Source organism: Acinetobacter sp. YH01009 (assembly GCF_013420765.1).
GTDB lineage: Bacteria > Pseudomonadota > Gammaproteobacteria > Pseudomonadales > Moraxellaceae > Acinetobacter > Acinetobacter amyesii.
Window position 1 is genome coordinate 84,817 of sequence record NZ_VOYE01000012.1, and the last position, 13,224, is coordinate 98,040.

At 39.9% G+C, this 13,224-nt stretch carries 12 protein-coding genes; 5 read left to right on the forward strand and 7 right to left on the reverse strand.

The window, feature by feature from the left end:
- Window positions 1-24: 24 nt before the first annotated feature.
- On the reverse strand, window positions 25-1,752 hold the full coding sequence (locus FTT76_RS12090) for an ABC transporter substrate-binding protein (protein ID WP_180050335.1): 1,728 nt from the start codon (window positions 1,750-1,752) through the stop codon (window positions 25-27).
- Between the two features lie 772 nt (window positions 1,753-2,524).
- On the opposite strand from FTT76_RS12090, the gene FTT76_RS12095 reads away from it, so the two are divergent.
- From FTT76_RS12095 to FTT76_RS12115, 5 genes are all read left to right on the forward strand, one after another.
- Window positions 2,525-5,191: a TonB-dependent receptor gene (locus FTT76_RS12095; RefSeq protein ID WP_168379578.1), complete on the forward strand. Its 2,667-nt coding sequence runs from the start codon at window positions 2,525-2,527 to the stop codon at window positions 5,189-5,191.
- A gap of 148 nt (window positions 5,192-5,339) precedes the next feature.
- Window positions 5,340-6,038 (forward strand): energy transducer TonB, encoded by a 699-nt coding sequence (locus tag FTT76_RS12100; protein WP_180026721.1) that lies wholly within the window; start codon window positions 5,340-5,342, stop codon window positions 6,036-6,038.
- A gap of 37 nt (window positions 6,039-6,075) precedes the next feature.
- Entirely contained in the window at window positions 6,076-6,951 is an 876-nt protein-coding gene (locus FTT76_RS12105; RefSeq protein ID WP_373685391.1) for a MotA/TolQ/ExbB proton channel family protein, read from the forward strand.
- Window positions 6,952-6,965: 14 nt separating this feature from the next.
- The gene (locus FTT76_RS12110; protein WP_078190074.1) at window positions 6,966-7,391 is read left to right on the forward strand and encodes a biopolymer transporter ExbD; all 426 of its coding nucleotides are present in this window, start codon (window positions 6,966-6,968) and stop codon (window positions 7,389-7,391) included.
- Between the two features lie 18 nt (window positions 7,392-7,409).
- On the forward strand, window positions 7,410-7,823 hold the full coding sequence (locus FTT76_RS12115; protein ID WP_078190075.1) for a biopolymer transporter ExbD: 414 nt from the start codon (window positions 7,410-7,412) through the stop codon (window positions 7,821-7,823).
- A 104-nt stretch (window positions 7,824-7,927) separates the two neighbouring features.
- Here the strand turns inward: FTT76_RS12115 and FTT76_RS12120 are convergent, their stop codons facing one another.
- The 6 genes from FTT76_RS12120 to FTT76_RS12145 all read right to left on the reverse strand — a co-directional run bounded on the left by FTT76_RS12120 (window position 7,928) and on the right by FTT76_RS12145 (window position 13,127).
- Window positions 7,928-8,386, reverse strand: coding sequence for a nucleoside deaminase (locus FTT76_RS12120; RefSeq protein WP_180008179.1), 459 nt, complete (start codon window positions 8,384-8,386; stop codon window positions 7,928-7,930).
- A gap of 39 nt (window positions 8,387-8,425) precedes the next feature.
- The gene (gene bioD, locus FTT76_RS12125; RefSeq protein WP_180050256.1) at window positions 8,426-9,070 is read right to left on the reverse strand and encodes a dethiobiotin synthase; all 645 of its coding nucleotides are present in this window, start codon (window positions 9,068-9,070) and stop codon (window positions 8,426-8,428) included.
- Window positions 9,067-9,855, reverse strand: a complete 789-nt coding sequence (bioC, locus tag FTT76_RS12130; RefSeq protein WP_180050258.1) for a malonyl-ACP O-methyltransferase BioC — start codon at window positions 9,853-9,855, stop codon at window positions 9,067-9,069. Before bioC ends, bioD begins: the two co-directional genes overlap by 4 nt.
- Window positions 9,856-9,862: 7 nt before the next feature.
- Window positions 9,863-11,020 (reverse strand): 8-amino-7-oxononanoate synthase, encoded by a 1,158-nt coding sequence (locus FTT76_RS12135; RefSeq protein WP_180050261.1) that lies wholly within the window; start codon window positions 11,018-11,020, stop codon window positions 9,863-9,865.
- Window positions 11,017-12,309 carry an adenosylmethionine--8-amino-7-oxononanoate transaminase gene (gene bioA / locus FTT76_RS12140; protein WP_180190550.1) on the reverse strand — a complete coding sequence of 431 codons (1,293 nt, stop codon included), beginning with the start codon at window positions 12,307-12,309 and terminating at the stop codon, window positions 11,017-11,019. Before bioA ends, FTT76_RS12135 begins: the two co-directional genes overlap by 4 nt.
- Before the next feature lie 86 nt (window positions 12,310-12,395).
- Window positions 12,396-13,127 (reverse strand): YqiA/YcfP family alpha/beta fold hydrolase, encoded by a 732-nt coding sequence (locus FTT76_RS12145; RefSeq protein WP_180190551.1) that lies wholly within the window; start codon window positions 13,125-13,127, stop codon window positions 12,396-12,398.
- Window positions 13,128-13,224 lie beyond the last annotated feature (97 nt).

The following is a 13,224-nucleotide window of genomic DNA, read 5'->3' on the forward strand; positions in this document are numbered from 1 at the left end:
CGCTTCATTGTAATCCTGACTCAATTATTTTTTACTAGGCTGAATATCGAGATATTGCCAACTGGTGTTCATCATTGGATGTGTTTTATACCCCTGAATTTCAGGGTGAATTAACCAATTACGAATCCGTGTAGAATGGATAATCCAAGGGTTATCCGCTTCAATTTGACGGTTCATTTTTTCATAAAAAGGTTCACGATCTTTAGGTTTCAACACAATTGCTTGTTTATATAAAGCGTCATAAGCTTTAGATTGATAACAACTTAAATTCCCTTGTCCTGAATTTGGCCCATATAGTAATTGAGCAAAGTTCTCCCCTTCAGGATAATCTGCAATCCACGCTCCTGACCACATCATATATTTACATTGCATTGCTTCTTTTAAATTATCAGCAAAGTTACTGACCTTAAACTGTACCCGTATCCCAATGGCATCGAGATTTTTTTTCCACAACTCAGATTGAATCACTGATTTAGAGCTATTTTCAGTATTTATTTTTAAGGTCAACGCTTTACCATCGGGCAAGGTTCGATAACCATCAGCACCTTTCTTATACCCAAATCGATCCAGTAATTTATTGGCCAGCAATGGGTTATATCCCAAACTGCTGCGATATTTTGGATTAAAGCCACTCACACCTTCTGGCAAAAACATTTCAGCCTTTACGGCCTGCCCTTGATATAACTGTTTAATCGCTTCAGCTTGATTGTATGACATGCTGATAGCACGGCGTAACGCAATCTTTTCAAGGCTTTGACCACCGACAAGCGGGTCTTGCATATTGAACATGCTGTAGGTGATTTCAGCATCTTTATTTGGATAATGCTTAATGCCGAGCTTTTGCATATCAGGCTTAAGTTTATTTTGCGAATCTAAGGCTTGCGGTACTGCATTTGAGGTCAATTTATCAAAATTCAGCTGCCCTGTTTTAAATGCTAACCACCGTGACTGTTCTTCTTCAATAATACTGACGGAAACTTTGCCGATTTGCGGCATTTTCTTCCCGTTCATTTCTTTAACTAACTGATTGTCCCAAGCTGTGCCTGTCGATTTAAAATTCCAGACAAAACCACGATAATTCGGGTTTGCAACCAGTTCGATCTTGCTACGTGGCACATATTTACTGAGCTGATACGGTCCCGTTCCCACAGGATGCTGTGCAATTTTATTGCCATAAAATTCAACAACTTCTTTTGAAATTGCACCAAACGTAACATAGGCCAAAATATATTGAAAATTATAGTCAGGGCGCGTCAAAGTAATTTGCAAAGTATAAGGATCTATCGCTTTTAGGCCGGCAATAGCCGCATTGTAATTAAATTTTCCTGACTTCTTTGCATCCGCAACGACCGCATCCCCTCCTAAGATTTTGCCATCAATAAATGAATAGGTCGGAGAACGGTTAGCTGGATCTAAAATTCGTTGAATCGCGTAAATGTAATCTTGCGCAACTAGCTCGCGTTTTTTTCCCTTAAAGGCTGGATCATCTGAAAAATGGATGCCTCTTTTGATTTTGAAGGTATAGACTTTTCCTTCTTGTTCAATCTTTGGCATCGCTTCAATGGTATTTGGAACAAGAACAACAGGACGTGCTAGATAGTCATATTTCAATAAGGGTTCAAAAATGGCTTCCGCAATATTGCCACTATAATAATTATAGGTTTTGACCATATCAAAACCATCATCAGGTGCTTCAAATGCAATATTTAAAACTTTATTCGATTGTGCAGAAGCTTGAACCTCGGCCATCATCCCTGTTGAAATTAATAATGCAAGGAGCGCTATTTTAAATTTTCTAGTTTCCAAACCTTTTCCTTTCTGATGATTTTTTAATAATACAAAGCCGCAAGCAGACTTTAAATAAAGCCACCCTCACTAAAATAAAACAATCTAGTTTAAATTGAGTTTTAAACGTAGAACTTAATACAGCAATTAATATAAAGCGAAATTCATGCCACCACTCCTTGGTTGAAAGTTATCTGAATTAAATATCCTTTTAAATTCATTTTTTAAGATAAATTTATACTAATAGCGACTTTCCGAGTAAAGCTCGTTTTTATCAAAAATTCAACTCTTGGATGTGTACTCATCCATGCACATTCTGCACAAATATAATACATTCCTGATTCATAATGGATCATGTTCAGATGAAATGACAGACAACAGACAACTAAGCCACTGAATTTATGGTTTTTATTTTTTATTTATTTCTCTTATTAGCCTTATAAATCAAACACATAAATATGAATTAAATCACACTTTTTATGGTTTAATTTGCACCTAATCATGTTTTTAAATTTTTTTTTGATCAAATGTTAAATTCCCAACAAACCCCAATCAAAAGGATAATTTTAAAAAATATACTTACCGTTCATCTTAAATTTCTCCAATTTAAAATCAATAATGTAGATATTTATCAGTATTTTATATTTGAAAATAAAATTTAAATATAAATATGGCACTTGAATTGCTTAAAAAGAATCAAGCAATATCGCTAACTACAACAAAAAGGAATACTTTTACTATGAAAGAGAAAAAAAATGCTAAATCTGTGGGGGGCACACCATTTAGCAAAACAATACTTAAATTAAGTACTCTTAGTTTAAGTATGCTGTGTTTATCTTTAGCGCATGCAGCAGATAATACGGACGAAGAAGAGAAAGCTCAGCCAAAAGTAGCTAAAGTGACCGTAACAGGCTCTTCAATTAAAGGGGTAGCAGCACAGAGTGCATCACCAATTACGGTGATTAAAGCTGAAGAATTAATTAAACAGGGTGTTACCACTGTGGAAGAAGCGATGAATAAAGTCAGTGCTAACCAGGCTGGCTTTGTGACTTCCCAGAATATTGGTAAAAGTAATACCTCTGGTTCTTCAGCAAATTTACGTGGTATTGGTACCGATAAAACACTTGTCCTTTTAAATGGTCGCCGTCTGGCAAATAGTCCATTCAGTACTTCAGAAGTCAATTTGAATATCATTCCATTGGCAATGGTAGACCGCGTCGAAGTCCTACGTGATGGTGCATCTGCCGTTTATGGTGCAGATGCAATCGCAGGTGTAATCAACTTTATCACTAAAAAACAATATACAGGCGCTGGTATTAGCGGAGGTATATTTGCACCTGAAGAAGCTGGAGGCGATAAAAAGGACGTCTCTATTTTTGGTGGTTATGGCGATTTAGATGAACAAGGTTTTAATGTCTATGGTGTTATCGATTATCGTAAAACCGACCCAATCTGGGCTAAAGATCGTAAAGTCAGTAAACGTGGCGGTTTAATTCCTGAACTCGGTATGGCAATTGGATCGACAGCTGGATTCCCTGCAAATATCGGTGATTCAGGCGTTGGTATTGTTAACCCGTATATCAACGATAACTGTAATAATGCACCAAATACATTTGTCTCTGGTACACGCTGTTTACTTAATACCCAAGCATTGATTGGTATTATTCCGGAAGAAGAAACACTATCTGCTCTTGGTAAAGCTACAATTAAAATCAATGACAATATCAATGCTGTTGCTGAATACATCTATACAAAAAGCGAAGTCACCACTTCTATTGCTCCAGATGTTTGGGGTGGTAGCCTAACTATTCCGAATACAAGTAAATACTACCCTGGCAATGGCATAACTCCAGGTATAACTGGTTTAAAAGATGATGAAGCTGCCCTTTATCTTCGTTCTCAAGCTGGTAATCGTGTATCACACACCATTAATGAATCGAATCGTGTCTTTGCCGGAATTGAAGGTGAAGCTTTAGGCTGGGATGTGAATGCTGGGGTGACATATGCCAAAGGTGAATCAAGTGACAGCTTCAAGAGCGGCTATCTCAACATGGAGAAAGTACAAGATGCGCTGAATGATGGAACACTTAATCCATTTGGTGCGCAAGCACCTGAAGATGCAGGGAAATGGTCGACTTTTGATGTTAGAGGTAAAACAAACGTCGCGAGTTTAGAATCAACTTCTGTTGACTTCACAATTAGCCGACCAATTTTCGAACTACCTGCGGGTGAAGTTGGTTTTGCATTCGGTGGTAGTTTCACTAAGCAAGATTGGGAGGCTAAAGTAAACTCACCGATTGTCGCTTTAGTTCCTGGTAGTGGTATAGACCCTGATAAACCAATCAGTAAAGGTGATCGTGAAAATACAGCATTCTTTACAGAATTCCACATTCCGATTTTACCAACCTTAGAAGCTCAACTTGCAGCGCGTTATGATGATTTCAGTGATTTCGGCGATACATTCAACCCGAAAGTTTCATTACGTTGGGAACCGACAAAGCAATTGATGTTCCGTTCGTCATATAGCACTGGTTTCCGTGCCCCAAGCCTTTGGGAAATCAACGCTCCACAAAGCGAAACATACACTAGCGCCAGCTTCGACAATCCAAGATTTTGTGATGCTGAGGGCAAGCCAAATGATGTTAACTACGCCGACCAATGTGGTATGCAATTCAAACGCAAGCAAGGTGGTAACCCAGATCTTCAACCTGAAGAATCAACATCATATACAGCTGGTTTCGTCTTTGAACCAATCAAAAACTTAGTCTTTACTGCTGATTACTACAATATTGAAATTGAAGATCTTGTTGGTTCAATTACACCTGACATGATTTTCGACAATCTTAGTCAATACGGTAACTTAATTGTATATGCACCAGATGGCCGAATTCAGTATTTAAATACAACACTGCAAAACATGGGTGGTTTAAAAACTTCTGGTGTTGATTTAAGTCTAAATTATCAAACTCCAAATACACCTACAGGACGTTGGGGCTTCGGTATTGATGGTACTTATGTCATCAAAATGGATTACCAAACTGAAAAAGGCGGTGAATGGGAAGGCTTAGTCGGTGTTTATGATGACCCTGCAGTTGTCCGCTGGAAACATACGGCCAACCTAAATTGGGCATATGAAAACTGGGGATTGCGTTTCGAACAACAATTCACCCGCGGTTATGAAGACGCATCTGAAACTCGTGATGTTGCTGACTATACCTTGTATAACGTTGCAGGTACTTACAAAGGCTTTAAAAATCTAGAGCTTACAGCAGGTATCAAAAATATGTTTGATGCCGAGCCAGCTGCATCTGACGCAAAAAACAATGCACAGTATGGTTATGACCCTCGCTACAGCGATCCAACAGGACGTACTTACTTTGTACGTGGTACATATAAATTCTTCTAAAACATAACTTTGCTAACACGGTTACTCGTCTAACCGTGTTAGTAGCGTTAATTTATTTAATTAGTCAAACATAAAAAATGCAAAAAACACTTATATCTCAAGTGCCAATTTCACTATTGATTGTTTGTCTCACATTTCAGGAGTAGTAATGGGCAAAAGCTTTTCCGAATTAGAAAATAATTCCGGCAAACGCCTGATCGGAATTGGGGCAGTCATTCTTCTGCATCTCATTGTACTCTACGGATTAATTACTGGCCTGTCCAAAAAAGGTGAGAAAACTGTAGAAGAACCTGTTGAATTAATCATTATTCAAGATAAAAAACCTGAGCCAGAAAAACCGAAACCAATTGAAAAACCACCTGAATTACCAAAACTCGTTAAGGAAGTGCTCAAAACACCAGACCCTCAACCTGAACAAAAGGTTGTTGAAAAAGCTGCACCAACACAAACAGTGAAAGCCGTTTCAACACCTACGCCTACAGCCTCTCCATCTCCTAGCCCTGTTGCAGCACCTGCACCAATCGCTGCGGCAGCACCCGCTCCTGCCCCTGCTCCAAAACCAGCTGGGGAAACACGTGGTGCATCTGAGGGTAGCGTTGGATGTAAAGAACCAGATTACCCTCGTGAAGCTGCAATGGCAGAAGAAGTAGGAACTGTCCGCATCTCTGTATTGGTTGGGCCTGACGGCAGTGCGAAACAAGTGAAGGTCAAAAAATCGAGTGGTACTAAATCTCTAGATAAGGCTGCTAGCAAAGCATTCAGCTTATGTACATTTAAGCCTGCACTCAAAAATGGTGAGCCAGTTGAAGATTGGTTTGATATTGAATACGAATTTAAACTTGATTAATGAATCTACAAAAATTTGGAGAATATGAATGAATAAAATGATGAAATCAGCACGTATTTTTGCATCAGCAACTGTATTAGCAACAACTACATTACTCCCGCTTCAATCTGTATTTGCTGAAGAATCTGCAACACCGCCAAGTATGGTTAAAGTCGAAATCAGTGAAGATAAAATTCAAATTACCGATGATGGAACACACACGCCACCACCAAAACCAGCAGCAACCCAAGAAGTCCACAACCCGTATGGCTTAGAAGCACTATGGCGTGAAGGTGACATCGTTGCTAAATCGACACTCTTTATCTTGGTCCTGATGTCGATTGGAACTTGGTACATCATGGTCACTAAATTTATTCAACAAGCTAAAATTAAGCGCCAAGGCAAAGAAGCTGAAGCTAAATTTTGGGATGCAGCTTCAATTGATAGCGCTGCAGAAACCTTAGACGAATCGAGTGCATACCGCTTTATTGCAGAAAAAGGCATTAATTCAACCAAAAAACACGGCGGTAATCTGCTGGAACGTATTGACTTCAACACATGGGTAACTATTTCAATCCAGCGTGCTATCGATAAAATTCAAAGCCATTTAAGTGGTGGATTAGCTTTCCTCGCTACTGTAGGTTCGACTGCACCATTTGTGGGTTTATTCGGTACAGTTTGGGGTATTTACCATGCTTTAACGGCAATTGGTATTTCAGGTCAAGCATCTATTGATAAAGTTGCAGGCCCAGTCGGTGAAGCCCTAATTATGACGGCAATTGGTTTGGCTGTAGCAGTACCTGCGGTTCTTGGCTATAACTGGTTAACACGTCGTAATAAAGCAGTTCTAGATAATGTTCGTACCTTTGGTTCAGATCTACACACCGTACTTTTAAGCGGTGAGATCAAAAACAATAATAACGACACAAAATAAGAGAGGCATCAGCCATGGGAATGATGGTCAATTCAGATGGTGACGAAGATGATGTAATTTCAGCCATTAACACAACACCTTTGGTTGATATTATGTTGGTGCTGCTCATTATTTTCTTAATTACAGTACCTGTTGCAATCCATACAGTTCCGGTGAAGTTGCCTGAGGAAAAGAATACGCCTTATGAAACTAAACCGATCAATATTCAGATTGCTGTCAATAAAAATGGCGATATCTTCTGGAATGAAAAATACATTGCAGATAAAGATACGCTGATCAGTCGACTACAAGCGGAAGCTAAAAAGCGTCCGCAACCTGAAGTTCATATCCGTGGCGATCAGGTGACAAAATATGAAGCGATTGATGAAGTCATTAGTGCAACACAAGCAGCAGGAATTGGCAAAATTGCTTTTGTCACCACCCCTGTTGCCGCACCATAATCGGATGAGGGACAAGGTATGGGAATGAATGTCGGTTCCGATAAAGACGATGATGTTATGTTGGACGTCAACATGACGCCATTGATCGATGTGATGTTGGTTTTGCTCATTATGTTTATTATCACAATTCCAATTCCAAATAACTCGATCAATATTGATTTGCCAAACGGTACGCCACCGCCAACCAATGAAAAGCCGCCTGAGCCGGTCACTTTACGGATTGATGCGCAAGGTAAATTATTTTGGAATGGTCAACCCGTTGCCAATAAGCAAGCTTTAGAAACACTTTTTGCTGGTGTTGCACAACAAGCAGATCAAGATACGATCAAAGTGCAACCTGACAAAATGACAGAATATAAAGATGTCGCTATGGTGATGGCAGCAGCACAACGTTTGAATGTCAAAAAAATTGGGGTCTCAGCAAATCAATAATTGCTCCCCAACAAAAAAAGCCAACTGATCACCTCAGTTGGCTTTTTTAATTCTTCACAGAAATCTATACAGTTAGTGACTCAGAAAGAAACTCTTAGTATTTATTAAGTATTTTTCTGCTTCCAAAATTCATATAGCTCATGATCACAATTTGGCTTTAACTGACTAAAACTCAACCCTTGCTGTTCATGAGGTTCATGTCTTAATTTTTCGGCAATCTCTGCTGTAGATAAGCCATAGGCTTCTGCATCAGCATTTGAATAGGCATACACAATTTTTTCAACTCCAACCATTCGCAGAGCTGCCAAACACATTGGACACGGTTGTCCGCTCGCATAAACGACACAGTCCTTCAAAGACGTCGTATTTAAATTTTGTGCGGCTTGTCTTAATGCATTTAACTCGGCATGAGATGTCGGATCGCCTGAGATTAATATTTCATTCACCCCTGTACTCACCACAGCACCATGCTTAACGATCACAGCACCAAATGGTCGCCCACCTTGCTCAATATTTTCTTTCGCAAGTTGAATCGCAAGTTCTATAAACGCATGATCCGTCATAATTACACCCAATCATTGTCAATATATAGAGTTAGCCCATTATGCCAATACAGGAACATCAATCCATAACGCCTCTGGAAAGTGTTTGGCTAAATATGCTTTTAAATATTCAGCAGTATCTTTAGAAATCAATACATCTTGCGATTCATCATTTAAATTATAAGCCAGTGCATAAAGCGCCAAGCCACGACTTTTTAGTGCTTCCAAACTTAAAATCGTATGGTTAATGCTGCCCAAACGCCCCGAAGTCACCAAAATAACGGGATATTGCTTCTCTACAACATAGTCGATGGTTAAAAGGTCCGTAGTCAATGGCACCATCAACCCTCCCGCACCTTCGAGTAAAACGTTGTCATATTTTTCAGTTAAACGTTTTGTCGCATATTCAATTTTAGCAAAATCAATGTCACGTCCATCAAGTTTGGTGGCGAGATGTGGCGACGCAGGATAACTAAATATTTCAGGCATCGTGAGTTTAGTTTCATCTTCGACCAACAACCCCGTACCCATAATTTGACGATGTTGTTCTATATCTTCAGAAATATCGACATTGCCTGTTTGAATCAACTTTTGCGTGATCGTTCGCGCCCCTTGTTCATTCCATATTTTAGCCAAATAGCCCGTGGTATATGTTTTACCGATGCCTGTATCGATCCCACTAATGAAATAAACTTGCCCTGTCATGGCATTCTCCGTGCAATACAAAAAATCGGATGATAGGTCAGTGCATAACGCATCTGCCCAGTTTCATCGCGCAAAGAAAACTGTTGATATGCTGAATAAAAATCAAAGAGCGATTGTTTCGTCCAACGAAAATGTGAGGCTGTCGCAGTCACACCTGTCGCTTTTAAATGCTGCAAAACCTGCTTTGGATGATCAAAATATAATGCCGCTGTCTGCTCTGAAAGATGCAGAATTTCAAAACCATTTTGACTTAATATAGCTTGAAGCATATCAACATCGAGGTAGTCCAAACCCTGCCCAGTCAAAGCTTTTATTTCCTGTAAATTCTGCTGCCCAAAAGTCGAAAAACAAAAATATGCCTCTTGATTTAAACTTTGAAAGGCTTTTTCGACAATGCCCGCAAAGTTTCCTACCCATTGCAAAGCCGAACTGGATGCGATCAAGTCGATATGCTGTGGAAATTCAAGTTGTTCGATATCTCCAAGCCTGCACTGAATCTGTGGATTTAACGGAAAATGCTGTTGAATTTCTGCATACAGATCATTTAAAACCAAATGATTGATTTGCATATTTTCCAGCATTAAATGGCTTAAATTCCCCGAGCCACATCCAATTTCAAAAACGGTTTCTACGGGGTGGTTTTGCAACTTTGGACAATACTGCTGCATCAACTCAAATAAATGTTGAGCAATCTCTTTTTGTGCTACGGCATGTTCAGCATAGCTGTGCCCTGCCTGAGCAAAGCGCAACGCCACTTGGGATTTATCAATCTCAAAATTATTCACAAGTCACTCACAACAATTGAGTCAACTGATCCAAATCAGTTTGTGTAATTTGAGCAGTGAGTGAAATGCGTAAGCGCGAACTATGCTGCGGCACAGTGGGTGGACGTACAGGCATGATATAAAAACCTGCCGCTTGCAAAGCTTGAGCCTTTGCTACAGTTTTATTCGACTCGCCAATAATGACGGGCACAATATGTGATGTAGATGGACAATCAAAACCTTTGTCTTGCACAGCTCGCTGCAAACTTTGACTGATTTGCTGTAAATATTGACGCTCTGCTTTTAAATTTAAAACATTCTTGAAGATAAAATCTGTCCACGCCATACAGATCGGGGGCTGTGCGGTACTAAAAATCAACGGTCGCATCGAGTTAATCAAATAGTCACGAATAATCGAATGACAGATGAGATACCCCCCTATTGAAGCCAGTGCTTTACCAAATGTTCCGACTAAAAGATCAATATCATCCATCACTTGATATTGTTCAGCACAACCTAAACCTCGCCCACCGCGCACACCAATGGCATGCGCTTCATCGACATACAGCATGACTTTGCTAAATTGCCTTTTGATCCGTACCAGTTCAGCTAAATCTGTTTCATCACCATCCATGCTGAAAATCGATTCCGTCACTACAATGATCCGCTCAAAAGCCTCATCTTCATGATATTTGCATAAAAGCTGAGATAAATGTGCCAAATCATTATGGCGATAACGTACATATTTCGCACTCGATAATCGGATGCCATCAATCATACTGGCATGAATCAGCTTATCCGCCAATATCAAGGTTTTACTGTCTGCCAGTGCAGGTAAAATCCCGATATTCATGTGATAGCCACTATTAAAGAGCAGTGCTGATCGGCCATGAAAGGCATCACTTAATGTTGATTCAAGTTGTTCATATTCAGGAAAGTTTCCAGTTAATAAACGCGAAGAGGATGAGCTCATCCAACGCTGTGCGTTCGGGGTTTCATCAAAAAACTGTTCACGTAGATGTAGGTTTGAAGCCAGACCTAAATAGTCATTTGACGCTAAATTCAACATATTGTGATCGTGAATACTGATGCAATGATCGTGCTGAAGATTAGAAGTGAACTGACGTAAGTTGCCTTGCTGTTTCAGTTGATCAAGTTGATCTGAAAAATGGCTAAGCAGATTCATACCGACTGCCCCATGTTTTTCACCACCTCAACCATTTGTTCTAGCAAAATTTTTAATTCATACTCAGAAATAATATAGGGTGGCATCACATACACTAGCTTACCGAATGGACGAATCCAAATACCACGACGAACAAACTCCTGTTGTAGCGTTTTCATATCGACATTAAAGGTCAATTCCACCACACCAATAGCACCAAGTATTCGCACATCTTGCACATAATTGAGTTTAGCTAACGAACTCAAGCCCAACTTTAGCTGTTGTTCTATACGTTGAATATTACTCGCCCAGTCCTGTTGCATTAAAAGTTGGGTACTTTTCAGCGCAACTGCACACGCCAGCGGATTCGCCATAAAGGTTGGGCCATGCATAAACACGCCGGCTTCGCCTTGGCTAATCGTATTCGCGACTTTCTGCGTAGTCAGGGTTGCAGACAAGGTCATATAACCGCCTGTCAGTCCTTTACCAATACACATAATATCTGGCTCAACTTCAGCCCATTCCCATGCAAATAATTTTCCGGTACGGCCAAAGCCTGTGGCAATTTCATCAAAAATCAATAAGACCTGATATTTCTCACAGAGTAATTTAGCTTGACGTAAATATTCTGGGTGATAAAAACGCATGCCTCCTGCACCTTGCACAATGGGCTCTAGAATCAATCCCGCAATATTTTCATGCTGTTCGGCGAGTGTCTTTTCCAGTTCAGCAATATCCGCTGGATTCCACGTTTGGTCAAAGCCAACTTGCGGCGCGGGAACAAAAATTCGATTGGGCAAACTTGAACCAAAAATCTGATGCATCCCTGTCACGGGATCACACACAGACATCGCATTCCAAGTGTCGCCATGATAGCCAGAACGTGGTGTGATAAAATTGGTTTTATTCGGTTGATGCAAAGATGCCCAATACTGCACTGCCATTTTCAAGGCTACTTCGACAGCAACCGAACCTGAATCAGCAAAGAAGATTTTATCTAAACTGGGCGGTGTGATTTTTAACAGTAATTTAGCCAGCTGAATCGCGGGATCATGTGTCAATCCACCAAACATGATATGAGACATCTGTTGCAGTTGATCGGTCACAGCTTGATTTAGCTCAGGATGGTTATAACCATGAATCGCACACCACCATGAAGACATACCATCAATCAATTGACGACCATCTTCAAGCTCAATCATCACCCCTTGCGCACGTTTCACTTTAAACGTTGGAAGGGGCTGAGTCATCGATGTATAGGGATGCCAAATATGCTGCTGATCAAATTGTAGATCGGTTAAATTGGCCATCCCTCACTCCATGTATCAGGCTTAAACATCAATGTGGCAAGATGTTAAACCCACGGCAAGGAAAAATAAATTGCCATAAAGCCCAGCTATTCAGAGATTTGTTCTATTTTCTTTAAATATTGGCAGATTTTGCAACTTATGACTTCAGATTGAAACAATGGAAAGCCATGTGAGCCAGAAACCAATTCAGTCTCCAAAAACTTTACAGCTAAATTACGCAGTAAGCGTTCAACTTTGTAACTAACTAAAAAATCTTGCTTAGCAAACAAATGGTATTGATGACCAGTGTAATTTTTCAAGATACTGACATTATTAAGCTTCCCCAAACAGTTCAATCCTGCTCGAAGCACATCTAAATTTTGCGCTTGAATCAAACTTTGCAAGGTGATGAAATCTTGCTTAGTGCTATCAGTACCCTGACAAACCATATAACCAAACTTCTTTAAGGTAGAAATAGCATCCTGCTCGAAAGATTGTTTGAAGCTTTGAAAACTCGCTTGATCCATCGCAGCAGACCACTTTTCATGAGCCACAAAACTTGGATTTGAGCCAAGTGTGATCAGCACTTTTTGTTGTTGATATTTTTTTTGAATTTCATCTACCAAAATCGTCGCCAATTGACCACCAAGTGACCAGCCAATAATCACATCAAATTGCTGCGCCAATTCAACTTTCTGTTCGAGCACTTCTAGATTTAAGGCATCAAAAATATTCCATAATTCGACCTGATAACCTTGTGTGATCAATGCCTGCTGTAAAGGAGTAAGTAATTTACGACCGCCGCCCCAGCCAGTAATAAGTAAAATATGTTGATTCAATGCAAACTCTAAAATTAACCGATTCCAAATAGTATAAAAGTTCTGAGCAAGTTTGATAGTGGCATTTCAGCACATCAACCGATTTGCCAAAAGACAT